The 24681-nt window shown below is 65.3% G+C and carries 23 protein-coding genes; 13 read left to right on the forward strand and 10 right to left on the reverse strand.

The genetic code is table 11. The features are described 5' to 3' along the window. Nucleotides 1-74 precede the first annotated feature (74 nt). The 3 genes from ASD23_RS00735 to ASD23_RS00745 are packed head-to-tail and all read left to right on the forward strand — an operon-like array spanning nt 75 to nt 2404. Complete coding sequence (locus ASD23_RS00735) at nt 75-941, forward strand: alpha/beta fold hydrolase (protein WP_056005000.1); 867 nt, start codon at nt 75-77, stop codon at nt 939-941. A 31-nt stretch (nt 942-972) separates the two neighbouring features. After that, entirely contained in the window at nt 973-1770 is a 798-nt protein-coding gene (locus tag ASD23_RS00740) for a hypothetical protein (RefSeq protein WP_056005002.1), read from the forward strand. A gap of 31 nt (nt 1771-1801) precedes the next feature. Then, nucleotides 1802-2404 (forward strand): TetR/AcrR family transcriptional regulator, encoded by a 603-nt coding sequence (locus ASD23_RS00745; RefSeq protein ID WP_056005004.1) that lies wholly within the window; start codon nt 1802-1804, stop codon nt 2402-2404. A gap of 186 nt (nt 2405-2590) precedes the next feature. Here the strand turns inward: ASD23_RS00745 and ASD23_RS00750 are convergent, their stop codons facing one another. After that, nucleotides 2591-5152 (reverse strand): lamin tail domain-containing protein, encoded by a 2562-nt coding sequence (locus tag ASD23_RS00750; protein ID WP_235507587.1) that lies wholly within the window; start codon nt 5150-5152, stop codon nt 2591-2593. Between the two features lie 449 nt (nt 5153-5601). On the opposite strand from ASD23_RS00750, the gene ASD23_RS00755 reads away from it, so the two are divergent. Then, on the forward strand, nt 5602-5820 hold the full coding sequence (locus ASD23_RS00755; RefSeq protein WP_056005008.1) for a DUF2188 domain-containing protein: 219 nt from the start codon (nt 5602-5604) through the stop codon (nt 5818-5820). A 45-nt stretch (nt 5821-5865) separates the two neighbouring features. Here the strand turns inward: ASD23_RS00755 and ASD23_RS00760 are convergent, their stop codons facing one another. Continuing rightward, nucleotides 5866-6735: a hypothetical protein gene (locus ASD23_RS00760; protein WP_056005010.1), complete on the reverse strand. Its 870-nt coding sequence runs from the start codon at nt 6733-6735 to the stop codon at nt 5866-5868. Between the two features lie 152 nt (nt 6736-6887). On the opposite strand from ASD23_RS00760, the gene ASD23_RS18715 reads away from it, so the two are divergent. Continuing rightward, the gene (locus tag ASD23_RS18715; RefSeq protein ID WP_157376961.1) at nt 6888-8432 is read left to right on the forward strand and encodes a hypothetical protein; all 1545 of its coding nucleotides are present in this window, start codon (nt 6888-6890) and stop codon (nt 8430-8432) included. 91 nt (nt 8433-8523) lie between these two features. Here ASD23_RS18715 and ASD23_RS00775 read toward each other — a convergent pair whose 3' ends face one another. Then, complete coding sequence (locus ASD23_RS00775) at nt 8524-11127, reverse strand: ATP-dependent Clp protease ATP-binding subunit (RefSeq protein WP_056005015.1); 2604 nt, start codon at nt 11125-11127, stop codon at nt 8524-8526. Nucleotides 11128-11352: 225 nt separating this feature from the next. Between ASD23_RS00775 and ASD23_RS00780 the strand changes: the two genes are divergently transcribed. Then, nucleotides 11353-14811: an SIR2 family protein gene (locus ASD23_RS00780; protein ID WP_162248711.1), complete on the forward strand. Its 3459-nt coding sequence runs from the start codon at nt 11353-11355 to the stop codon at nt 14809-14811. Between the two features lie 330 nt (nt 14812-15141). Further along, on the forward strand, nt 15142-15567 hold the full coding sequence (locus ASD23_RS18720; RefSeq protein ID WP_157376962.1) for a hypothetical protein: 426 nt from the start codon (nt 15142-15144) through the stop codon (nt 15565-15567). A gap of 512 nt (nt 15568-16079) precedes the next feature. Here ASD23_RS18720 and ASD23_RS18725 read toward each other — a convergent pair. Next, nucleotides 16080-17075 (reverse strand): HIRAN domain-containing protein, encoded by a 996-nt coding sequence (locus tag ASD23_RS18725; RefSeq protein ID WP_157376963.1) that lies wholly within the window; start codon nt 17073-17075, stop codon nt 16080-16082. 116 nt (nt 17076-17191) lie between these two features. Here ASD23_RS18725 and ASD23_RS00785 point away from each other — a divergent pair, with 116 nt between their 5' ends. Next, nucleotides 17192-17623, forward strand: a complete 432-nt coding sequence (locus tag ASD23_RS00785; RefSeq protein WP_082571073.1) for an SDR family oxidoreductase — start codon at nt 17192-17194, stop codon at nt 17621-17623. A 203-nt stretch (nt 17624-17826) separates the two neighbouring features. Here the strand turns inward: ASD23_RS00785 and ASD23_RS00790 are convergent, their stop codons facing one another. Then, on the reverse strand, nt 17827-18162 hold the full coding sequence (locus ASD23_RS00790) for a hypothetical protein (RefSeq protein WP_157376964.1): 336 nt from the start codon (nt 18160-18162) through the stop codon (nt 17827-17829). A gap of 29 nt (nt 18163-18191) precedes the next feature. After that, on the reverse strand, nt 18192-18725 hold the full coding sequence (locus ASD23_RS18730; RefSeq protein WP_157376965.1) for a hypothetical protein: 534 nt from the start codon (nt 18723-18725) through the stop codon (nt 18192-18194). 28 nt (nt 18726-18753) lie between these two features. Between ASD23_RS18730 and ASD23_RS00795 the strand changes: the two genes are divergently transcribed. Together ASD23_RS00795 and ASD23_RS00800 are read left to right on the forward strand one after the other, a co-directional pair. Further along, nucleotides 18754-19260, forward strand: a complete 507-nt coding sequence (locus ASD23_RS00795; RefSeq protein ID WP_056005020.1) for a hypothetical protein — start codon at nt 18754-18756, stop codon at nt 19258-19260. 143 nt (nt 19261-19403) lie between these two features. Then, nucleotides 19404-20264, forward strand: a complete 861-nt coding sequence (locus ASD23_RS00800; RefSeq protein ID WP_157376966.1) for a hypothetical protein — start codon at nt 19404-19406, stop codon at nt 20262-20264. 8 nt (nt 20265-20272) lie between these two features. On the opposite strand, the gene ASD23_RS00805 is transcribed toward ASD23_RS00800, so the two are convergent. After that, nucleotides 20273-20641: a hypothetical protein gene (locus ASD23_RS00805; protein ID WP_235507588.1), complete on the reverse strand. Its 369-nt coding sequence runs from the start codon at nt 20639-20641 to the stop codon at nt 20273-20275. Nucleotides 20642-20871: 230 nt separating this feature from the next. Here ASD23_RS00805 and ASD23_RS00810 point away from each other — a divergent pair, with 230 nt between their 5' ends. Then, nucleotides 20872-21117 (forward strand): hypothetical protein, encoded by a 246-nt coding sequence (locus ASD23_RS00810; protein WP_056005025.1) that lies wholly within the window; start codon nt 20872-20874, stop codon nt 21115-21117. Nucleotides 21118-21394: 277 nt separating this feature from the next. On the opposite strand, the gene ASD23_RS00815 is transcribed toward ASD23_RS00810, so the two are convergent. Together ASD23_RS00815 and ASD23_RS00820 are read right to left on the reverse strand one after the other, a co-directional pair. Beyond that, complete coding sequence (locus ASD23_RS00815; protein ID WP_056007500.1) at nt 21395-21757, reverse strand: PRC-barrel domain-containing protein; 363 nt, start codon at nt 21755-21757, stop codon at nt 21395-21397. 138 nt (nt 21758-21895) lie between these two features. Next, on the reverse strand, nt 21896-22588 hold the full coding sequence (locus tag ASD23_RS00820) for an SGNH/GDSL hydrolase family protein (protein WP_056005027.1): 693 nt from the start codon (nt 22586-22588) through the stop codon (nt 21896-21898). A 267-nt stretch (nt 22589-22855) separates the two neighbouring features. Between ASD23_RS00820 and ASD23_RS00825 the strand changes: the two genes are divergently transcribed. Then, on the forward strand, nt 22856-23236 hold the full coding sequence (locus tag ASD23_RS00825; RefSeq protein ID WP_056005029.1) for a hypothetical protein: 381 nt from the start codon (nt 22856-22858) through the stop codon (nt 23234-23236). 119 nt (nt 23237-23355) lie between these two features. On the opposite strand, the gene ASD23_RS00830 is transcribed toward ASD23_RS00825, so the two are convergent. Beyond that, nucleotides 23356-24153: an MBL fold metallo-hydrolase gene (locus ASD23_RS00830; RefSeq protein WP_056005031.1), complete on the reverse strand. Its 798-nt coding sequence runs from the start codon at nt 24151-24153 to the stop codon at nt 23356-23358. Between the two features lie 142 nt (nt 24154-24295). Here ASD23_RS00830 and ASD23_RS00835 point away from each other — a divergent pair, with 142 nt between their 5' ends. Further along, entirely contained in the window at nt 24296-24658 is a 363-nt protein-coding gene (locus ASD23_RS00835; protein WP_056005033.1) for a cupin domain-containing protein, read from the forward strand. Nucleotides 24659-24681 lie beyond the last annotated feature (23 nt).

Below are 24681 nucleotides of genomic sequence, written 5' to 3' on the forward strand. Positions count from 1 at the left end.
GGCGCGCGGCTTCGCTTGACAATTTTCCTGAGCCGACTCATAATTGAGTCAACTCACCAACAAGGAGAATTCTCATGAGCACCACCCCCGAGACCGCGAGCGGCCCCGTCATGTCGTACGCCACGGCGCCCACCCGCACGATCACCGCGGGCGACGTCACCTACGCCTACCGCGAGCTGGGCCCGAAGGGCGGCGTGCCGGTCGTCTTCTTCGTGCACCTCGCCGCGACGCTCGACAACTGGGACCCGCGCATCATCGACCCCATCGCCGAAGGCCGCCACGTCATCACCTTCGACAACCGCGGCGTCGGCGCTTCCACCGGCGAGGTGCCCGACTCGGTCGAGGCGATGGCCGCTGACGCCTACACCTTCATCCGTGCGCTCGGCTTCGACCAGATCGACGTCTTCTCGTTCTCGCTCGGCGGCATGGTCGCCCAGGCCCTCGTCGTCGAGCACCCCGAGCTCGTGCGCAAGCTCGTGCTCACCGGCACCGGTCCCGCCGGCGGGAAGGACATCGACAAGGTCGCGGGCGTCACCTACCTCGACATGCTGCGTGCCGCCCTGACCCGGTCGGACCCGAAGGAGTTCCTGTTCTTCAACCGGAACACGGCCGGCAAGCGCGCCGGCAAGGCGTTCGTCGCGCGACTCGCAGAGCGCACCGCCGACCGCGACGAGCCGATCAGCGTGAAGGCATTCCAGACGCAGCTGAAGGCGATCAAGAAGTGGGGCCGCTCGGCACCCGCCGACCTCTCGAAGCTCACGCAACCCACACTCATCGCCAACGGCGACCACGACCGCATGGTGCCCTCGGTGCTCTCCGATGACCTGCACCGCCGCATCGCAGGGTCGGAGCTGATCATCTACCCCGACTCCGGCCACGGCGGCATCTTCCAGTTCCACGACCGCTTCGCGCCCGTCGCCGCCCGGTTCCTCGCCCGCTGAGCGGCATCCGATCCGACCAGGAGAACACGCCATGACGAACACGATCGCGTATACGAAGAAGCCGTTCGCGTCATCGATCCTGCTGTGGATGCGCACCGATCAGCCCCGCCAGCAGGGCATGGAGCACTGGAAGGGCCCGCACTCGAAGATCATCTCGGCGACGCCGGGAATGGACGAGTACCGGCAGGTCCACCTCGCCGCCACCAACCCGGGCCTGTGGCCGGCCACGCCGGGAATCGAGACCACCATCCCCGCCGACCGCAGGATCGACGGGGTCGCCGACGTCACGTTCCAGTCGGTCTTCTCGCCGCTGCTCGGCCGCACGCAGACCCGGCTCGCCTACGCCGACGAGATCAACGTGTTCCGGCGCACCCTGCTCTACGCGGGCCCGCCGAACTCGACCCGCTGGTACGACGTCGCCCCGCCCGGCGAGCAGACGGGAGCGCGAGCCCTCGTCTTCCTCCGGAGGCGCGAGGGCGTCGGCACCCGCCGGTTCCGGAAGTACTTCGCCGACGAGTTCGTGCCCGCGCTCGCGACGGCGGCAGCACTGACCGAGTTGCGCACCGAAGTGTTCATGCCCTGGAACGAGAAGCTCTGGGACTCCCCCGACGTGGCTCACGACAACCCGGCCGACCAGCGATTCCATGCTTCGGTGATGCTCGGGTTCGCCGATGCATCCGCTCGCTCGTCGTTCTTCGACAGCGCCGCGATCGCGAAGCTCTCGGATGAGGTGTCGGCGTTCGCATCGGCCGTGCATGCGTACGAGGTGTCCGAGGCGCTGACCTACGTCACGGATGGCGCCGTGCTGCCGCATTATGCTCGAAGCTGAGCACAGTCGGATCCGATTCTTGGAGGACGCGATGGCCTCGGTCACGGCACCCGTCGGGCGGCGCGAGCGCAACAAGCAGGTCAAGCTCGAACGCATCACGGCCGCCGCGCGCGAACTCTTCGCCGAGCACGGCGTCGACGACGTCACCACGCAGCAGATCGCCGAGAAGGCCGATATCGGCGCCGGCACCCTGTTCCTCTACGCCAAGACCAAGGGCGAGCTGCTCCTGCTCGTGCAGAATTCCGCCTATGCCGACGCCCTCGAGGAGGGACGGGCGGCCGCAGCGAGCCTGCCCGATGCGCTTGACGCGGTGACGGCGATCGTGCGCCCGGTCGTGCACTGCAACCGCATCCAGATCGACAACGGGCGCACGTACCTGCGCGAACTCGTCTTCGGCGACCCCGAGGAGCCGCACCACCGCGACGCCCTCACGCTGACCCTGCAGACGGAAGCGGCCGTCGCCGACGTGCTGCGCGGCGACGACCGCCTCGGCGAACGTGAGGCCGCCACCCTTGCGCGCGTCATCTCGGCGATCATGTTCGTCACGATGGCGGCCACGGCGAACATCTCCCGCACCGTCGACGAGCTCGTGCAGGAGATCCGCGAGCAGGTCGGCGTGCTGCTGCCGCGCTGATCGCACCACTCGTCCGACGCACAACGCCCGGCCCTCGTGTTGAGGACCGGGCGTTCTCTGCGCGGTCGGCCGGTACTTCGGTACTTCGGTACTTCGGTACCGGGGTCTCGATACGCTTCGCTCCTCGACCGGCGTCGGGCGCTTCGCCACTCGACCGACGTCAGGCGCTTCGCTCCTCGACCGGCGTCAGGCGCTGCGGCGTCGCCGCACGAGCACCAGCAGCCCCGCGCCGAGTGCGACTGCGAGGGCGGCGAACATCCCGAGGGTGATGAGGGCCGAATCGACACCGGTCGACGCGAGCGCCCCGGTCGCTCCCGAGCCCGACCCTGCCTGACCGTCGCCGGTTCCGCCGCCGGGCGCTCCCGGCTGGCCGCCGGGCTCACCGCCGGGCTCACCGCCGGGCACCGTGCCGCCGGGCACCGTGCCGGCCCGCAGGGCGGCGGGCTGCTCGCCGTCGGCGAACCACCAGGCGGGGCGCGCCGTCGCCGCGGCATCCGCGACCGCGCTCGCCTGAACGAACGGGCTCACCCGAGCGAGCGGAGCCACATCCGAAGCAGCACCAGCAGCAGCACCAGCAGCAGCAGCGACCGTCGACAGCGACTCGGGCGCCGTCGCGAAGCCCTCGTTGTTGAGGTTCGGCATGCCGGCGGGGCGAGCGAAGAGCTCGATCGTCGGTGCCGCGCCCGTGAAGGTGATGCCGGCGCCGCGGCCCTCGCAGCCGTTGTCGCAGAGCGCCCACAGGCGGTGGAGCACGGTGTCGTAGTCGAGCGCCATCACACCGCCGAGACCGGGGTCGATCGCCGCGATCTGCGTGCTCCTGCCGTCGGTGTTGAGGGCGTAGGCGTAGACGACGCCGTTGTCTTCGACGGCGACGAAGAACAGGCCGTCACCGTGACCGGGGTGGTCTGCTGCCTCGTACGGGGCGCCGGTGGTGGCGTCGACGAGCAGGCCTTCGAGCGCGGCATCCGGCACCCATTCGACGGCTTCGAGACCAGTGTTCGCCGCGACCTGCGGCAGTGACGCGGTGAGGTCCCACTCCTGCTCGGCGACGACGTCGGGGCCCTCAGCGTCGGGGTCGACCGCGAGGATCACGTTCTGGTTGACGCCCTTGTTCGAGTTGTCGCGCTCGGAGGCGACGTAGATCCGTCCGGCACCGTCGACGGTGATGCCCTCGGCGTCGGGCCCGGCCGCGCCGGGGTTCTCGGCGTCGCGCTGGAAGCGTACGCGCTTGCCCGCGTTCCAGCCGTCGGCGAAGGCGACCGAGCCGTCGGCGCTCGCGTCGAGCTTCCAGAACAGGCCCGTGCCGTTGTCGACCGCCCAGAGCACGACACCGTCGGCCGTCTGCTGCGCGTCGAGGCCCGAGGAATCGCTCTCGAACATCTGGGTCTCGTCGATCACGGTGACGTCGGCGGCACCCGGCCAGACCGCGACATCCGGGTCGACGGGATCGACCGGGCCAGCGCCGCACGCGTTCGGCTGACCCTTGGTGGCGACGGATGCATCGCCGAAGGCACCCGTGCCATCGGGGCAGCGCGCCCTCGTGACGGCGGCGTGTTCGGCCCAGGCGTATTCGACGACGGTGAGGCCGGCGGCACTGCGGATCGTCGCGACATCCGCTCCCCCGAGGCCGAAGCCGAAGTGCATGCCGCCGTCGAAGACGAAGAACGCGCCGGGGGCGAGCGTGGTGCCGGCCGCGACGGGCGTGACGTCGGCGGCGTGCCCGATCGGGTCGCTGTCCATCAGCGTCCAGCCCGTGAGGTCGATGGGCTGCGAGCCGGTGTTGACGACCTCGACCCAGTCGGTGGCGTCGCCGTTGGACTCGACCTCGTTCACGGCCACCGACGGCAGCACGCAGCTGTTGGCCTCACCCTTCGTCACCTGGGCGAGCCCGAAGCCGCCGGTCGCATCGGGGCAGCGCGCCCAGCTCGCGGCCGCCTCGTTGCCGTCGATCGCGGGGTGCCCCGCCCACGAATACGTGTCGAGCAGGGTTGCCGCGTTGTCGTACAGCCGGATGGAGTCCGAACCGCCGATGCCGATCGCCGCCGTGAACGTCTGCGGCGCACCGTTCGCGTCGACGCCCGCCGTGGATTCCTCGACGACGAGTCGTGCGCCGGCCGCGATGGTCGTGCCGGCCGCGAAGAACCAGCGGTGGTCGTCGGAGTTGTCGCGGATCTCGTAGCCCGACAGGTCGAGGTCACCGGCTCCGGGGTTGATGAGCTCGATGAAGTCGGCCGGGCCCGAGTCGATCTCGGTGAGCAGCACGCTGCCGGGCTCGGGCTCGGGTGCGGCGCAGACGTTCGCCGCACCGAGGGTCACCGCGGTGGCATGGGCCCACTCGCCGCCGTCGGCACAGCGCGACCAATCGGCGAGCGGAGCCGTCGCCTCGTAGACGTGATCGTCGACGATGGTGCCGGCGGCGTCGAACAGCGTCACGGCATCGCCTTTGCCGAGCCCGAACGGGAAGCCGAGCGGCGTCGCGTCCTTCGCGAGCACGAGGTACCCGCCGGGTGCGATCGTCGTGCCGGTCGGGATCTCGCCGGTCTTCAGCGGGTCCTTGGCGTCGTCCTGCACCTTCCAGCCCGAGACGTCGACGGATGCCGCGGACGAGTTGTAGAGCTCGATCGCGTCAGCGGGCGATCCGTCGTACCAGATCTCGTTGATCACGACGCCGGGCTCGGCGCCGAGGGCGATCGAGGGCGTCGCGGCGATCGCGATTCCTGAGGCTGAGACCGCGAGCGCGGCGAGCATCGCGGCGCTTCTGCGGAGGGGACGGGGCAACGACATTCGGGCGCTCCTGTCGGGCTGAACGGGGGTCGTTCGTACTCGACCGTTCGCCGGTGACGGGAATGCGTCCGCGTGGTGAACGCACGGTGTAGTTCACGCGGCAGGATGCCGCATCGCTCAGCGGACGAATGCCCGTCCCTCAGAATGCGGGCCGGTGCTGTCTGCGATCGGCCGGTACTTCGGTACTTCGGTACTTCGGTACTTCGGCACCGAGTCTCGACATGCGAGTCGTTCTCCTCGCCTGCGACTCGGCGGCAGGTGAGATCGTGGCAGTTCTGCTCGGCACGCAACCCCGTTGTGGACGACCGCAGACCGGTGCATCCTGAAACCATCAGGGACCGCGAAAAGACTTCCTGATCCGGCTGCCGAGCGAGTTCGAGCGGGCCTGGCGCACCAAGGGGAGGAAGCTGAATATGGCTGACGGAGATGTGGAGACCCGCTCGAACCGCGGGCAATGGGAGAACGCCGTCGAGGGGTCGCCCGAGTTGTCGCAGAGCTTCGCGAGCCGCGATGAGGCGATCGACGCCGGCCGCGAGCTCGCCGTGACCCTCGGCTCCCACCACACGGTGCGCGAGAGCGCACCGACCGGTGTCATCACCGACGAGGACTCCGCGGCGGGCGAGGGCGGCTGAGCGATGCAGGAGTGACGCCCGCCCACGAGGGCCGGGCATTCGTGGTCATCCGCCGATGCAGTTCGGATCACCCTCGCCCATGCAGGTCGGGCCGCGAGGAGCGTCGGCCGGAGGCGCCTGCTCGGAGAAGAAACGGTCGGCCGGAACCGCAGCGGCGACCGTGATGAGCAGGCCGAGGCATCCGACGATGCACGAGGTGATGATGAGGCCACGCCGACGGCTGACCGCCGCGAACACGATGGCGCCGACGTAGGCGACGAGGGTGAGCGTAGCCGTGACGAGGTACCGATCCTCTTGCGCCTGCGTGACCACCACCGGCGAACCCCACAGCGAGAAGTACGTTTCGAAGGTCTGCCAGGCGAGCACGAGTGTGAGCAGTCCGCCCATGGCGAGCAGCCCGCCTGCGATCCTCGCGGTCCGGCGCCGTTCCCGGCTGAGGTACGCCGCGGTGAACGCGACGCCGAGCGCGACGACGACGGTGAGGATTCCGGCGTCGAGCCAGGCGATGCCGTTGCCGAGTACCGCGCCGAAGCCGAAGCTCGAGAGACCGGGCAGGCTGCGCACGGTGGCGGCTACCAAGACCGCGACCGGCGCGGCGAGCACGATCATCGCCCATCGCCCCGGCCGGCGCATCGACCGCAGTCCGAACTGCACAGCGACGGTGAGCGCTCCCCACACCAGCAAGTTCAGGTCGAAGACCATGGCGACGAGTGGAAGAACCAGCGCGCCGGTCGCACCCGGCCCGTCTGATGAGACCACCAGCAGCAGCACGCCCAGCACGCGAAGCACGATAACGGATGCCACGAGCACGACCGTCTCGACGATGCGCGCCCTCAGCTCGAACGTCGGTCGGTCGGGCGCGACCGCGTCGCTGACGCCGGTGTCGTCGTCGGCTTCGGGCAGGGCACCGCTCATTCGTCAAGCATGCATCGGCCGGCGCGGTTGCGCATCAGGGTCGCCCCCGAACTGCCGCGGCAGCCGAAGACGACGGCCCTCTCGATAAGGGCCGGGCGTTCGTCGGTCGAGCAGGCGCGACAGCGCCGAATCGCGTAGTAGAGGCGGAGGTGATGTGGCCGACGTTCATCGGCACCCTCGTCGCCGATGTCAGCGGCGGACGAGATCATGACCGCAACACCAGCGTGAGGGGCAACATGGACAGTGACTGGATCGGCGCGGCGATCGCCGTCGTCCTGCTCATCTTCATCGCCTTGGTCGCCGCAGTGGGAGCTTCCTCCCAACGTTCGCCGAATTGGGACGATGCGTTCCGGGATCTCGCGGAACGGGAACTTGCGGCCTGGGACTTCCGCCGCGGCGAACTGACGACCGACGTGGAAGCGACCATCGCTGCGCTGCTTCCGACGCGAAAACCACCAGATGCCGGGTTTGATGCACTTGGGAATCTTCGAGCGGCGCTTCATCTGACGGGCATGCCCGTCACAGCGGCATCGATTGCCGGGCTCGAGTCATCTTCGGAGGCGGTTCTCGCAGAGGCGCTCGATCGTCAGCGAAAAGCCGTTGAGGGAGCAACGTCGGTCGGGTCGCTGCGTCGACGGTGGCAGTTCGGCCGAACCGTCAATGCACTCGTCCTCTGGCGGCATGGGGTGGTCTGGTTCGTTCCGAAATGGCTTCGACGTGTCGGCGCCGTTGCCGCTCCGACATTGGGTGCTGCTGCGGTAGTCGGACCGGTACTCGGCTTCGCCGCATGGTTCATCGGCAGATACGCCATCGTCCGCAACGAGACGTTCCCGTCCTGGACAACGACGGTGGGCGAGCTCTCCACAGCAGTGCTGGGGTTCGCGATCTTCGGGCTCTGCAGTTGGCAGATCTGGTCGATGACGAAACAACTCCGCAGCATCTCTCACCAACCGGGTGTCAAAGATGCAGTCAGGATGTTGATCGCACTCGCAGTGCTGACGGGCGTCGCCGTCCTAAGCGGCGACACGACAGCAACCCGCGAAGTGAAAGCGTGGAACGACGGTGCGATCCTCTGGATGGAGTCGACGGGCGTTGCCGAGGTCCTCGGCGCACTCGTGATGGCTGGCCTACTTGTGGTGCTAATCCGCAACGTGCTGAGTCGGATCTCTGATGCCCGACGGCCTTGGAGCGAGCGACTGCTGGCAATCGGTCTCGCCCTCTTTCTGTTTGTGCTCTTAGTGGCCGTTGCATTCTTTCTCGCCTCCCGCACAGGACTCGACGTCGCGGTCCCGATCGGGGTGGTGGCAGGCGGTGTCATCCTCACCGCCCTGATTGGAGTCGTCGCAATGTTGCTATCGCTCGTCGAACACTTCACCCGCGAACGTGCGATCTGGCGGGCCGGGCTCCGCACCGGAGGGGGTACTTTGACGATCGTCGCAGTGTCTGCTTTCGCTGGGGTGATGGTCACTCTTGCGGTTGCCACCGCGGTGTTCGGTCTCCTGCCCGAGTTCTCGACCAGCCCGCTGGCGCCCATCTTCGGTCTTCAGTTCTTCTGGGCTGCCCTGCTCTTTACTCCGTCTACTGTGCTCATCGTGGTGGTGATTTGGCTCCGAACCCGGTCCGTCGATCGGATATATCGAATCTGGAGGCGTCAGGGCTCGCCCTCGGCGACCACCTTGCCGTCTTCCGCGGGATGACGAACGCCCGACCCCGCAAAGGGACCGGGCGTTCGTTGTCGACTGGTTACGGTCGCTGCTTCACGCGGTTACGTGCGACGCCGCGAGGCGGTTACGCCGCCTGCGGCACCGTCACGGTCGCGCGGGGCACGGATGCCACGACGAACTCGCCGCCCGAGGCATCCACCGTCACGCCCTCGCCGTCGCCGAGCGCACCGCTCACGAACAGGTCGCTGATGCGGTCGTCGATCTCGCGCTGGATGACGCGGCGCAGGGGCCGGGCACCGTACTCGGGCTCGTAGCCGCGTTCGGCCAGCAGCGACACCGCGGCATCCGTCACCTCGAAGGCGACCTCGCGCGCGGCGAGCCGCGACGCGGTGGCGCCGAGCATGAGGCGCACGATCTGCGCGAGCTGCGGTTCGTCGAGCTTCTGGAACAGCACGATCTCGTCGATGCGGTTCAGGAACTCGGGGCGCATGGCCTCGCGCACCTTGCCCATGACGCGCTGGCGCACGTCGTCCTGCGACGCGAAGCCAGAGCCATCAGCGGATGCCACGAAGCCGAGCGCTCCCGAACGCGACGCGAGGAACTCCGAACCGAGGTTCGAGGTCATCACGATCACCGTGTTGCGGAAGTCGACCGTGCGACCCTGGCCGTCGGTCAGGCGTCCGTCGTCGAGCACCTGCAGCAGCAGGTTGAACACGTCGGGGTGCGCCTTCTCGATCTCGTCGAACAGCACGATCGAGTACGGGTTGCGCCGCACGCGCTCGGTGAGCTGCCCGGCCTCGTCGTAGCCGACGTATCCGGGAGGGGCGCCGACGAGTCGCGACACCGTGTGCCGCTCGCCGAACTCGCTCATGTCGAAGCGCACGATCGCATGCTCGTCGTCGAAGAGGGACGACGCCAGCGCACGCGCCAGCTCGGTCTTGCCGACACCCGTCGGCCCGAGGAACAGGAACGAACCGACCGGGCGCTTGGCGTCGCCCATGCCGGTGCGGCTGCGCCGCACGGCCTTGGCGACCGCGGTGACCGCGTCGTCCTGGCCGATGACGCGCGCGTGCAGCTCGCCCTCGAGGTCGCCGAGGCGCTCGCGCTCGCTCTCGGTGAGGCGGTTCACCGGAATACCGGTGGCCCGCGAGATCACCGCGGCGATCTCAGCTTCGTCGATCACGGTCGAGCGCTCGGCCGCGTCAGAGCGGAGCCCAGCGGATGCCGCGGCGCGCCCCTTCTCGGTGGCCGCATCGAGCCGATCCTGCACCTTCGAGATCTCGTCGCGGATGCGCGAGGCCTCCTCGTAGTGCTCGGCGCCCACAGCGGCGTTCTTGTCTGCCTCGAGGTCGGCGAGCCGCGCGATGAGCGCGGAGACATCCGTCTTCATGCCGAGCTTCAGCCGCAGACGCGCGCCTGCCTGGTCGATGAGGTCGATGGCCTTGTCGGGCAGCACGCGGTCGGTGAGGTAGCGGGCGCTCAGCTCCACGGAGGCGCGCAGCGCGGCATCCGTGTACTGCACGCCGTGGTGCTCCTCGTAGGCGGGCTTCAGCCCGTGCAGGATCAGCACGGCGTCTTCGATCGAGGGCTCCCCCACGCGCACCGGCTGGAACCGGCGCTCGAGGGCAGGGTCCTTCTCGATGGCGCGGTACTCCTTGAGCGTGGTCGCACCCACGAGGTGCAGCTCACCGCGCGCGAGGCGCGGCTTCAGGATGTTGCCCGCGTCGGTGCCGCCGTCGCCCGAGCCCCCCGCACCGACCACGGTGTGGATCTCATCGATGAAGATGATGAGTTCGCCCTTGTGCGCGGCGATCTCCTCCATGGTCTTGGTGAGGCGCTCCTCGAAGTCGCCGCGGTAGCGGGTGCCCGCGAGCATGCCGGGCAGGTCGAGCGAGATGACGCGCTTGTCGAGCAGTGCCTCGGGCACCGACTCCTCGACGATCGCGCGGGCGAGGCCCTCGACGATCGCCGTCTTGCCGACGCCGGCCTCGCCGATCAGCACCGGGTTGTTCTTGGTGCGGCGGCTGAGGATCTCGATGGTCTGCTCGATCTCGTCGGCACGGCCGATCACGGGGTCGAGCTCGCCGTTCGCGGCCAGCTCGGTGAGGTCGGTGCCGAACTTGTCGAGCATGGGGGTGTCGGATGCCCCGGCGCCCGGCATGCCCGAGGCATCCGCGTCATCGGCGCCCGGCATGCTGGCTTCGACCGTCTCGCGCATGCCCTGCGTGAGGGCCTCGGCGGTCACGCCGGCGCGCGCGAGCACCTGACCGGCCGGGGCGTCCTGCCCCAGCACGAGCGCGAAGAAGAGGTGCTCGGGGTCGATGTAGGTCGAGCCGGCCGAGCGCGCCACCTGGTAGCTGTGGAACAGTGCGCGGGAGGCGCTCGGAGTGATCGTGGCCGCGTTGATGTCGGCGGTGTCGCCGGCAGCGGGCAGGCGCGCCTCGGTCGCGGTGATGAGCCGCTCGGGGGCGACGCCGATGCGGGCGATCGCCTGCTTGACGCTCTCGTCCTCGACGATCACGCGCAGGATGTGCAGGGCGTCGAGCTCGGTCTGGCCGCGCTCGAGCGCGAAGCGTCCTGCTTGACGCAGGATGCCTTGAGTACGGGCGGTCAGGAACCGGCTGAGGTCGATCGACCGAGCCTGACGCGCCTGCTCACCCGCGAGATAGCGGGCGAGAAACTCGTCGAACGAGCTCGCGCCGGCTTCGGGGTTGAAGTCTTCGGGCACCAATCCTCCTGGAAGTTGAGCGGGGTACGCTCAAGTTCAACGCGGAGGGGGCGTGGGTATTCCCATGCAAACCCGCAAGCGTTAGATCCCGCCCTGTCCTAGGCTCTGCATTGAAGTTGCGGCGTGGATGGAGGCCGGGTGTATCTGACAAGTGATGTCGACATACCTACCGAGTTGATTGAGGCACACCAGTCGGGCCGTCTTGTGTTGTTTGTTGGAGCCGGGGTGTCCAAGAAGGCGCCGTCCTCCTTGCCGTTGTTCGGCGAGCTCGCGGCACAGATCGCATCACACTTCAATCAGCCCTTCACATCTGAGGCAGAGTCACGCCCAGATGTATTCCTTGGTCGCCTCGACCTCGACGGATTGGATGTTCGATCTCGAACACGCGAGATCGTTGGTGCTCCGGGCTCAACACCAAACGAGAATCACCAGGCGCTTCTTCGCCTCGGCGCAAGCAGCAAAGCCATCCGCATTGTGACCACAAACTACGACAACCATTTGCTGACCGCTGCCGCGGAACAGGGAATCCTTGTCGACAGCACCTACTTTGCGCCGGCATTGCCGCTGGGTCGAAGCTTTGAAGGCATCGTGCACCTTCACGGTTCCATATTGCGAGGTGCAAATGAGTTCGTTCTAACGGATCGCGACTTTGGGCGGGCCTACCTAACGGACGGTTGGGCATCGCGTTTCCTTGAGCAGATGTTCCGCGAATACACCGTGCTGTTCGTTGGGTATAGCCACAACGACCTGATTGTGAACTATCTCGCTAGAGGCCTGGGTGACGGCGGAAACCGATACATTCTGACGGAGAATGGGTCGAATCCCGAGTGGGCTGCACTGGGCGTTAGACCCATCAGCTTTTCCACGGCGAACGATTTCCAAGCTCTAACGGACGTGTTGGAAGCGTGGGCAGAGCGCGCTCAGATGGGTGCGCTCGACCACCGGTCGCGGATGCAAGACTTACTCTCAGGCAAGCCGCCGCAGACACCGGTGGAACGCGACTATCTGGAAGACACTGTCGCGACCCCCCTCGGTGGCGAGTTGTTCGACTCTCTGGCCAAGGGCGTTGACTGGTTGGACTGGTGCGAATCACAGCCAATCTTTCTCGAGAACTTCCGCCCAGGCGCGCATGGAGTTGCGACCGAGTCGCTTGGCCGCTGGTTTGCGCGCACGTTTGTGGCCGACCCATCCGCCCAAGCGGCCGCGCTTGGCGTGTTTCAACGAAACGCGACGGAAGTAAGTTCGACATTCCTGGCCACGATCGCACGCGAGTCGGTGTCTCTAGCCAAGCTAGATAGAGCCGCCTTCCGTCGGTGGGTTCCCGTACTGCTGTCTCATGCACCACAATTGCGCGGCATGCCCCGCGTCATCGAGCAGCTCATTGGAGCATTCCAGATGCCAGATGACGCAGATCTCCTCATCATGTTGCTCCGGATTGGGCTCGACTCCCGCCTTGCCCTTCATCGGCGCTACCAGTTCGCGGGTGATTCTGAGGGTATCGATGACCGGGTACCTGACGCCGAACTCGAATGGACTCTCGACTACCACGCGGCATCCGCTGCGTGGTTCAAGCTGAGAGAACAGAAGGATATCGACGAGGAATCGACACTATTGATGTTCGAAAGCGCGCTGGTCTCCGCGTACCAATTGCTCAAGTCGTACAACCAAGGCCTATCCTTTGACCCCCTGAGCTTCGGTCGATCCGCGATCGAAGATCACGAGCAGGATTCACATAGATCCTCGACGACCAACCTCGTGATCGATGCGCTTCGGTCGCTAAGCGAGAGCTCGCCTGACGACCATCTGTCTGAACGTTGGATCGCTTCCGAATTTGCGTTGTTTCGACGGCTAGCACTTCACAGGATGGCTAAATCGCCAGTCGACCCTGACGCGAAACTCGAGTGGGTCATGCGCCACGACCTAATCTTCGACGTATCAGTTCACCATGAGGTCTACCGACTCCTGGGCGAAGCGGTGCCGGAAGCAAGCAGCGAACCGCTCGCCGCCCTGCTTCAGCGCGTTTTGGCCCACAACCAACAGGACGACCTGCAAGTTCACCGCGTGCTCAACCTCATCGCATTCATGGCGGGCAAGGCGCCGAATTGGCAGGAAGTTCACGTCGCGCTGGAGCAGATCGGCCAGCAGCATCCCACCGTTCCTGTGACCGATCATGAGGACTTTACTCACTACTCATGGTCAGGTGTGGCCGCCGAATCTTCACTCTATGACCAGGGGGAACTCGCCTCGCGCTTAACGGCAGACCTGAGTCGTACTTTGCGGGAGCTGATGACTGCTGACTATGCCCAGGTGTTTCTTGATGGGCCGACTTGGGACGGCACCCTGCAAGCCTTGGCCGCGTTGTGCTCAAACGAGCCTGATCTCGGGTTGCGCATCTGGGACGAGGTGTCGGGCAAGGAGTTTTCTCCAATTGTGAATACCGTCCGTGGAGCCGTTCTAGCCGGTTGGTCAAGCAGCGCGCCTGGGGAATTGTGGCCACAGATGCTGGAGCGCGCTGCGACAGCGACCGAATCCTCAACGCTGCCCGAACATATCGCTCGACTCTTGCGGGCTGGCGCGAAAAGCGGAGCACCTAGCGAGATGCCATTTGAGTTACTCGATCGAGCGGCGCAGATCGTGGACTCGCTTTGGGCCGCCCAGTCAACGCAGTTCTCTCACGATCGGGACGCGGAATGGGTGAGCTTGGCACTAAATTCCTGGCCTGGCCATGCGGCTGACTTCTGGATCTACATGATCAGTCGCGTATGGGCGGTCGCAGGGGATCAATGGCAAGGCATTCCCGTGGACATGCGCAATTCAATCGAGACGATGCTGAGCGCGGCTAGTCCAGCTCGCGACGCCGTCGTCCCGGCGTTCGGTAGCGAGTTGTACTTTCTGTTTGGCGCAGACGACGAGTTCGCCCGCACCGTTCTGTTCCCCCTGTTTGATTGGTCGGTCGACGAGCGGGCGGCCAAACAAGCCTGGGATGGATATCTGTACGGGGCCCGCTTCAATCTCGCGATGCTCGCGGCGGGATTCTTTGAAGCTGTGGTCGGCGCCTTGCCGCGAGTAGTAGGCGCGCTCAGCGACGGGCAGAGCCGGCAGTACTTCGAGTTGCTCGTCTACATCGCGGCATGGGATTCCGAGCGGCGACCTTTGGTGCTGGCGACATTCCTGGGCACGGCAAGCACAAATCAGCGAGAGAGGTTCGCAGCGGCGCTCTCCCGAGTCTTGGATTACTCGACGACTGAGGACGTTGACAAATCCTGGGGCGAGTGGATCGGACGATACGTCAACGATCGCCTTGTTGGCGTTGGCGGGGCACCAAGCCAGCAGGAGGCAAATGAGTTGGGATCGGTCGTCGCGAAGCTAGAAGCGGAGTTCCCAACCGCAGTTGAAATGATCCTCAAACATCCGGTGGGATTTGTCCGTGCATTTGATCTGCAGGAGTTGGGAAAGAATGACGGCCTCCTCAAGACTCAATCGACAGCTGTTCTACGGTTCATCGCGCACCTTCTTGCCCACACACCGGTGACTGATCTAGCAGCGATCGGGTACCGACTGGCAGAGATTGTTCCCCAGCTCCACGCTCGAGTTCCGCCTTCCGAGTTGAGCGCTCTTGTGGACCTCGCCACATCCAAAGGGATTTCTGGGCCCACCGAGTGGCTCAACGCGCCTCAGGCTTAGGAGCGTTACCGGGTCGTACACGCAATCGACCAAGCGGAAAGCGATCATGCTGCTACCCGCAGACGGCAGTACATATCCACGCTCAACCCCGCCTCACCCGTAGCAAACTATGCCGCCTTCCTGCTCTTCGTACGTGCCCCAAGTGGGGGTGCCGCTTGAGCGTGCGCTATCACTAAGCTCAGCGAATGGCGAAGGGGACCACGGCGCGTGACAAGGGCTAAATCGGCAAGAGGCACGACGACGCGAACGCGACTCCTTAGTGCGGAGCTAGACACTTTGCGTGGCTCCGCATGGGAGCGCTCAAGGTCCATCGATACGAAGGCATCGTTCGTGGTAGTTTCCGCAGGAGTGGTGGCTGCGGCGACATCTTCAGGCTTGATTCGGGCAGAGACTTGGTTTCTTGGCACGATACCTCTTGGACTCACCCTTGCGACCATCATCGTCGCCGCGTCAGCGCTCTGGCCTGTAGCGATAAAGCAGCCCACAGGTCAGGCGCTCGTCGACCGATGGCTTGATACGTGTGAATCCCCTGAGGCACTCGAGACCTACCTGCTGAGGATGAAGGCCTCTGAGATTCGTCTACGCAACGAGGCAAATCAGCGCAGAGGCAAGTACACCAAATGGGCGTTCAGGCTACTTATCGCCGCGGTCGCAACCACGTTAGTTGTCGCCATTCTTAACGCAGCGTTCACGGAGGGAGCAGTAAACGATGACACCGAAGGAACCGTCCCAACCCAACCCCCCATCGGAGGTTGAGGAGGTGTTCGAAGCACTAATTGGCTCGGGTCAGCTGCAGTCGAAGGGTCGTGAAGAGAAAACGTCTAAGGACCGCGAGGAGACGACGAAGAAATGATGAATCTCAGAGCGAGATCGAACCCCGAAGAGGACTTCGAGGAACTCATCGAGTCCGAGCGGCCAAAGCCGAGACCCAGCGACCGCCGGTAGACCGGCCACTAGGTGATCGTTGTTCAAGAGACGACTTCCTCCTGCATCATCTGCATCACCTGCAAAGGTTCGGTCGGTGACCCGATGAGAAGTCGATCTACGAAGCGACGCATACGCGAGCGGCATCGTCTCGGGGGCCGGGGTGCACCCTCCCCCCGAGACCTCGGATACTTGCACCACGAGTCGAAGGTGGTGGCCGAAGAGCAGATACACGATTCGACCACACGATGTCAAAGGCAGCATGATGGACGGTCGTGACAACCACCTCGTCACCTTTGAGCACCCGTCGATACGAACCCGCCATCGATGGAACTAGATCGTCATCACGCAAGGTAATTGATGAGGATTTGCCCAGCCGACCCGAGAGCCGCGAGCATCGCGACAACCCCGAGACATCCAGACTTTGACGAGCTCGCCTTTGAAGCTACGACGGGTCGTGCCGACTGCGACTCTCGAAGTGCATTCGGCTGCGGGACGTATGCCGCAGGAACTTCGTAGGCGGCAGCAGCGGGGATCAGCGCAGGAAGCGTCACAAGTGCGCCATTCAGCCACTCGTCAGCAAGCTCAGTAGCCTTCGCGCCTTGGATAGTGACCTCGGCACTGAGCTGGGAGCCCTTGATTCGCGCATATGCGGCAACGTCCGCACCCCTCCCATTGGTGTGGTCGATCGTCGCAAGGAAGTGGCGGGAGGTTGTTGGGGTCAGCTCTCCGATCCGCTGCCCGTCTAGCCGTACATCCACGATGTCTCGTGCTTCACCGCTCTTCAACAACTTCTGGGTTCGATGGAGCGTGACCAGGATGAGATCAACGTCTTCGCCGGTGACATACGGCTTGATTCGATCGAAATGCGCCTCTTCGCCCGTCACCTGGAGTCCGGCACCCCACGGGAGCAACGTATATGCCGTTGCCGGAGGATTGTTGCGAGGAAGATTGAGGCCACCCTCCCAGGGGAGCGTGATGGTAATGCGGGAGTAGAATCGCGTCCCGTCTTCGCGATGGTCGCGGCGAACCATCCAGATCCGCGCATTGGTGGCGGGTGCGTGGCCTGAAGCCGTTACACGTTGAACATCTTTTAGGTACTTCTTGGTATCAGCTCGCTCGATGTAACCGACGACCTGGCCGCCCACTCGAACAGAGATTGCGTTTCGGTCGTGAGGATTGTCTGGTTCGGGTACCAGGACCGCAGGAACGCTGACCTCAATCTCCTCGTCGAGTCTTGGATTTCGACCGACGGCCGTCGTGATTTCTCGTTCCCTCCAGGCCTCGCCGGCAACCTCGACATTGGGGTAGGCGTCGGGTTTGGCGAGGAGGTAGTCCATGTCTAGTGTTCCTTTCGCGGTAGGGCGCGGTTACGAAGAACCTAGCGGCCGGCGCTCTCGGCACACGTCCCCCAAACCGGGGGACGATGGGCCGACCGCGTTGTACGGTCTCAGTCATGACCCAACACCCCCGTACAGCGATCACCGGCGGCACCGGACTCGTCGGACGCCACCTGGCCGAACGGCTCGGGCCCGAGGCATCCGTCGTCATCTCTCGCCGCACCGGCGTCGACACCAGTGACTTCGACGCGCTGGCCCGAGCGTTCGAGAGGTGCGAGGTCGTCGCGCACTGCGCGGGCATCAACCGCGAGATCGGCGACCAGACCTACCAGCGGGTGCACATCGAGGGCACCGCGAGTGTGATCGAGGCGGCCAAGCGCGCCGGGGTGCGCAAGGTCATCATGCTGAGCTTCCTGCGGGCGCGGCCCGACTGCGGGTCGCCGTACCACGAGTCGAAATGGGCGGCCGAAGAGCTGATCCGCGACTCGGGCCTCGACTACACGGTCCTCAAGGCCGGCATGATCTACGGACGCGGCGACAGGTCATAGAGTTGATGCCAGCAGCGGTGATATACCCGTAGTCTGCTTCGAGCCCCCAGCAGGCCGGGCTAAATAGCGGCCCGATCCCGATAGATCGATCGATGGCGGTTCGACCATCTACGATTACGGGCGCCTGGTGTCCGTCGCCCAGTTGACTGATTGAGTTGTCGGTGCCACGCCCCGCTCTTTTAGCGACCGGCCCTTATGAAGTCCTACTGCCCTAGATCGCCCAGGAGATCATTCCGCAGGTCACTTATCCCGAACGCATTCATCTTGGCAGCGGTGTAGAGAGTGGACAATTCGCCGTTCAACTCGCCACTCTGCTTCGTCATGACCTCGGCGACCTTCACTGATTCCGGATTGCTCTCCGAATCTTCCGAGATTTTCCGCCAGATCTCGAAGACGTATGGCGGATTATCGTCGTCATCACGGCTCTTGATGTAGAACGTGAACTTCGCAGTCGACGTCAAGTATTCCTCGGAACCCTGCCAGCGCTTCCATGAGGCCTGACTCGACTGAGTTCGCCGAAGGAGAGTGGTGATCGCCACCCGCACGTCTTCTTCACTCAGCCCTATCATCAGTCGCTCACCCTCTTCTCAAGTCGTGCGATCAAAGAACTTGCCTCCAGCGAGACCTTCGAGATCTTTCCAATGGCCACTCTCGTTACCTCAACCATTGTTCGAGAGGTCCCCTCTGCGATTTCGGCTTTCGCCTTCGTTGCGGAACTCATCGCTTGGTTTAGCAAGGGCACGATCGGTTCTGAGGCCGAAGATTCATCCGCCTTTAGTATCCCGGAGATCCGTGCTGCGGCTCGCGAGTACCCGACCAGCTTTCTCTGAATTTCATTCGGCTCTCCGCTCTTGACGGCCTCGTCGAGATCATCCTCTAACGTGTGAAGCTCGGGGAGTCCCAATAGCAAGTCATTCCCGAGCAGTCGCAATCTCACCTTCTCGAGAAGTGCCTTAGAGGCGACATTCGCGTTGGCGGATCGAACAAGTTGCCAGATCGCAATCGAAAACCCAGCGATCGTGAACACCAATTGCGCCGCAGAGAGCACGTTACTCAGCGACAGGTCCCACCACGGTTGCGAGGCTGCGGTCAGGATCTTCACGTGAGAATGCTATCCGCAGCAGGTGGCCATGCGGTTCTCAGAGGTCTGCGTGATCAACGGTTGCGACGACCATCTCAGCCACGCCGTACAGACCCGGTCGGCACGCGCGACCGTCGGCTTCCACGAGAAGCCCATCCGGCCCATCCCGATCGACGACCTCACCGACATCCTCGTCGCCGCGATCGACGGGCGGATGCCGCGTGAGACCGTCGCGGTCGTCGGCGCCGAGCAGCTCCTGCTGTCGAAGGCCGTGCGGCGCGTGGCATCCGTTCTCGGACGCCGCGTGGTCGTTGTGCCGTGGCCGGTGTGGGCGCAGTTCGCGCTCGCGCAGGTGACCGAGTGGACCATGAAGGTGCCGCTCGTCGCGAAGGCCCAGGTGCGCATGCTCGCCGAGGGCGTGACGGATGTCGCGCCGCCCGCGGCATCCGTGCCCGACGACCTGCGGCCGCGGCGCATGTTCACGGCGGAGCGGATTCGGGAGAGTCTGCCCGAGGCCGGCGGGTTCGGGTGGAAGGATCTGCGGGTCAGTCGCTGAGTCCGCTAACAACTTGAGGCGGCCCGACGGCCGACGAGGCGACCGTCATCTTTCGGATGTCGTTGACCCACCCGCCGGCGTAGACCTCGTGTCGAGGGTGTTCACCGAGCGCGGGAGTCAGTAGTACCTGCGACCATTGGCGAATGAGTGCGCATGTGCCGTGGGATGCCGATGATGACGAGATCGCTGAACTGACAGTGGTGCGCGGCGACATTCCACCTGAGCTTCGCCCCGTGATTCGTTCGTGGCTGCAGCGACAGGTAACCGGCCCTTATGATCGGGTACCCGTACCTACCGTTCATGCGGTCCAGTCCGCGTTGAGGGTTGGCACACTTACGAACGACGACGACATCTCGCCGAAGCGGTTCGTGGCCGAGTTCGAGCGACAGGGCGACAAGATGTTCTTGCGACTCCTTGACCTGTTCTTGGCGAACACCGCACACGAATGGCAGAACGGCTACCTAGTAGCCCCCGACGTTGAAGCACTGAGAACGCACCTTGCGCTCACGGGTAGCGCGCTCGAAATTGTCCAGCGGGACAGTGAGTTTCGACTGAGCCGGCGGGTTCCGGAGGGTATTGAGCAATTGGCCCAGGTCGCGATCGATTCCGCGCATGGGCACGCCGGCCAGCACCTTGCGAAGGCGTGGCGGGCTGCTTTCAATTTCGAGCCTGATCCAAGTGCGGCGATGACGGATGCCGTCCGCGCGGTTGAGGCGGCTGCGGGAGCAGTGGTGACGCCGAAGGACGGGATGGCAAGGCTTGGCAAGATCGTGCAGGTGCTGCGTGATCAGTCGGGTTGGGGGTTGGATTTCCAAACTCGCGACGACGGGCATCCTGACCATAAGGGTGTACTCATCGGGATGCTCGAATCGCTGGCGTTCGCGCAGCGTGACCGCCACTCGGGTGAACCGCCGACGGCAGCTCAGGCACAGGCGCACGTGCAGCTCGCGTCTACCTTGGTGTTCTGGTTCTCAAATGCGGCGGTAGCGCGCTCAACCGAATAGGTGGAAGCTCACCTTTCGAGCGAAACCTCTACCGGTTCGAACCGGAAGGGCCCGGTGCACTGGCCGAATGTCCCGGTGCGTTCAACGGCAACGGGGATCTCGAACTCGTCGTCGACCAGGGCGCGAGTGCCATCGACCACGACGAGTCGCAACGTCTGCACGGAACCGTCGCCGAAGACGCCCGGCCCAAGGTACGGCGCCTCCTGCGGCACGACCCACTCGCCGCGGAGCTGGTCGACTCCGGCGGGCTCGCAGTCAGCACCGAAGCATGCCGTCACCACCGCCGACTCCGGCGGTGCGGGGTCGAATTGAACCACGGCCGGACCGTTGTACAGATAGCCGATCGCCGGGCAGGCGTCGAGCACCAAACCGGGCATGCACCCCGTCAGGGAAAGACCAGCACACACCACGAGAGTCGCGCTCATTATCGCCCGGGAGCGGGCTGTTCGAACACCCATGATCGGATACTGGCAGTGTCCGATACTCCGGTCACCGTCTACCGCAAGTCGTTATCCAGGAGTTGCCGGAATGTGACCGAAACGCGACCCGACGTCCCCGACGATTCGTCAGCCCTTCCGAGTCCTCGGTACGTGGCAGGATCGGTGTCGTGTCTACCCTCGCCGAGTTGACGATCGCTATCGTCATGTTCTCGGGATTTCTTGCGCTGGGAGTGTTCGGAATCGTCGCGCCGCGACGGCTGGGGCGATTCTTCCAAATCGTTGCCGGGCCGCTGTACGGGCCGCGACTTGCCGCGAAGGAGTTCTCCGCGCGCCGGATGCGTTTCACCGGCGTGCTGTTCGTCGTGGGTATGCCCTTCATCGCGTGGAGCGCGATCTCAAAAATCCTCGCCTGACTCCGCATTGTTCTTCCATGCCCGGCCGTCGGGCGGATGTCGCGTGAAGCCGTCGCCGTCGTTGGCGCCGAGCAGCTTCTCCAGTCGAAGGCAGTGCGGCGCGTGGCATCCGTTCTCGGACGCCGCGTGGTCGTGGTGCCGTGGCTGGTGTGGGCGCAGCTCGCGCTCCCGCAGGTGACCAAGCGGACTATGAGGGGCGCAGGTCGACGCGAAACCCGCCGTCCAGGAGCGGACTCCTGAACGGCGGGCGAGTGGGTTGATCTCAGTCGGGTCTTGCTCAGTAGGTGTAGAACCCGCTGTAGTAGCCGCCGACTTCATCTCGGTAGCCGGCGTCATCCCAGCTGGTTCCCTCGTTGAGTTCGGGCGAGTTCTTGATCTGGTCCTTCGTCAGGTCCACGTACACCCGCTCCTCGGTGTCATCGACTCGGTCGATGGTGCCCGCAGGCAGCAGGACCTTGCGGCCGAAGATCCACGGGCCGGTGTCGACGACGATCTGGCTCCGGCCGACGTCGTCGCTCGCCTCATCGACCTTGCCGATGTGACCATCCGTGGCGTGAACTTCGTAGCCGACGATGTCTGCGCTCTGCGCGGTGCGCCCGGCTGATTGGCGGTACGTCCACGCGTCCCAATTGGTGCTCATCATTCCTCCTTCACAGGTGCCAGTGAAGGCGCCTGACCGTGATGGTGATACCCCGACGGTAGGTCGGAAGCAGCGCCGCAGACAGAGGGTTGACAGGGCGCCGGCGGGCGGGGCCGATCCGTCGGTTCTTCGGTTTGGTCACCCCTCACGCAACGCTGACGCGATCGCCTCTCCCAGCACACGCGCGCCCTCCACCGACGGGTGCAGCCCGTCGAGACTCATCCCATCGGCGAACCGTCCGTCGGCAGTGCGCAGGCCAGCGGATGCATCGACCCACCGCCATCCCTGATCTGTCGCCAACTCGTGGAGGCGCTCGTTGTACGCCTCCGCTCCCGCAGGCAACGCGTCCATCGGCGGGATCGAGACGACCAGAACATCCTCGATGCCGACGACCTCGACGATGCGCTCGAGGTTCGCCGCAGAGTCTTCGAACGGGATGCTGAATGCGACGTCATTGGTGCCGGCGAGCACCACCAGCACGTCCACATCGACCGGGCCGACCGCGTCGGCCATCATCGCCGTCGTCGCACCCCACTCCGCCCAGCCCCCGACGAATGCGAAGCCGTCGTCCACGACGTACCTCGTCCAGGACGCGTCGCCGAGGTCGCCCCCGGCGAGATCGGGGCTGTCGGCGTCGGTGATCGAGTCGCCGACCGCGGCGAACGTGCCGAGATCGGGCAGAGCGGATGCCTCGTGCGACCCGGTGCCATGAGCAGGCCCTGGGGCGGAGCATCCGGCAATCAGGCTCGCGCACGCGAAGGCGACGACGGCCGCGCCGACCCACCGCGCAGCCGTGCCGACTGCCGATGCCGTTGTCGCCGCCCCGACCATGGGGCCAGTCTAGGAAGTCCGCCCGCGGGCGTTGCGCCGCACGACGGACACGACGCGAGGCTCACGCGGGCGACGTCCGCACTGCCTCGGGGCGGTCGCTACACCTCGACCGGCACGCCTGCCGTCAACCACACGGCGCGGTCGTGATTCGAGTGGGGGGACCTGCGGATCAGTCGGTGAGCCCAGTCTCTCCAATCGGGCGAACGGCTAGTGCTTGGCTGAGAAGGACTGCTGCCGAGGCGAGCTGGTTTCGGCGATGATGACACTATGAGCTTCGATGTCTATCTTCAGGACTTCTCGGACGCCGCCGCGGATCGCAGCGAGTCGGTCGGGCAGCAGGTCCTGGCACCCTTGCTCGACGCGGGCGGCGAGAACGTGATGACTGCTGACGGATCAGCGGCGGTGTACGGGGCCCGAGATGTGCCGTTGGACGGGCTGATGTTCAATCACATCGAGGGTGATCTCGCATGGGACGTCATCTTTGACGCCGCTGTCGCTGGTAGCTGGGTGATCATGCCGGTCGGTGGGCCGTTGTGCATCGTCAGGGAAGAACAAACTGACTCGGTGCCCGAAGAACTCAAGGACGATGGGCTCGTGCTTGTGCGCTCGGGGAAGGAACTGCGAGACGCCATCACGGTCGACGACTAACGGAGCCAGCCGCCCTCGCCGTCGAGGCTCCCCTGCTGGCGTTGAGGGGTAAGGCGACCGTGCACGTCCAGTGACTAGAACGACGACGCTCGGACACTCAGGCGCCAATTCCTGACAGGTCACACCTCGATCGGCACGCCTGCCGTCAACCACACGGCGCGGTCGTGAACGGATGCCCCGGCCGCATCGAGCGCGTCGCGCAGGCCGTCTTCTCCGTCGACGAAATGCGACCAGCCGTCGTAGTGGGCGAACGCGGCGACCCGAGGCTCGGCGATGCCGACGAGTTCGACGCCCTCGCGCCCGGTCATGGTGAACCTGATCGGCCCGGTCGCGGGGAAACGCACGCCGCCGACGTTGGCAAGCATCACGTCGATGTCGAGCCCGTCGACCGCGCGCCGGAGCGCGCCGAAGATCACGGTGTCGCCCGTGATCCAGATCGCGACGCGCTGCTCGTCTTCACGGCGAACGGCGAACCCGATGACGTCGCCGACGAGCCCAGTCGTGAGCGCCGGCCCGTGCCTTCCCGGCATCGCGGTGATCACGAGCGCGGGCATCCCGGGCCGGGCGCCCGGCAGCGTCACGGATTCGCCGGCCCTGAGCCCGTGCAGCCGAGCGGGGTCGAGGCCAGGCGCTAGCCGCTTGCCGCCACTGGCCGTCGTGATCACGGCGCCGACGGACGGCAGCATCGCACGACCGGCATCGTCGAGATTGTCGGCATGCTGGTCATGGCTGACGAGGGCGACGTCGACCTGCCCCAGCTCCTCGAGCGAGATCGCCGGGTCGAGGGTCTTCGTCGATGCGGTGCCCCACCCGAAGGCGTACTTGCGCCCGGCCGGATCGAACGTCGGGTCGACGAGCAGGCGCCATCCGTCGAGTTCGACGAGCACGGTCGGACCGCCGATGCGAGTGAGTCTCATGTCCGGAGCATAGTGGCCCGCGCCGCCCGGGCCTCGAAGCAGACCGCACCGGCGAGCTCACCGTCGAGTTGGCATTCGTTGACGGCCGTGGGGGCCACTGCCATAGTGAGGTTAACTCAACAATGGTGCGAAGGAGCCCCTCATGTCCGCCATGATCCGCAAGAGCCTGAACCAACCCGAAGAGACGCGCCCGTTCGAGGATGGCTCGGGGAAGCTCGAGCTCGTCGACGTCGAGGCCGGTGCCGTCGGCAGGGCCACCTTCGAACCCGGCTGGCAGTGGTCGAAGCACGTCAAGCCGATCGCGAACACCGAGAGCTGCCAGTTCGCCCACATGGGCTACGTACTCTCCGGGCGCATGAAGGTCGTCATGGACGACGGCGATGAGAACGAGTTCGGTGCCGGCGACATCATGGTCATCCCGCCGGGCCACGACGCATGGACCGTGGGAGACGAGGCGTGCGTCGTCATCGACTGGCAGGGCATGAACGACTACGCCAAGCGGTAGAGAGAGCGCAGAGCATCCAGCCC

The organism is Agromyces sp. Root1464 (genome assembly GCF_001427265.1).
GTDB classification, from domain to species: domain Bacteria; phylum Actinomycetota; class Actinomycetes; order Actinomycetales; family Microbacteriaceae; genus Agromyces; species Agromyces fucosus.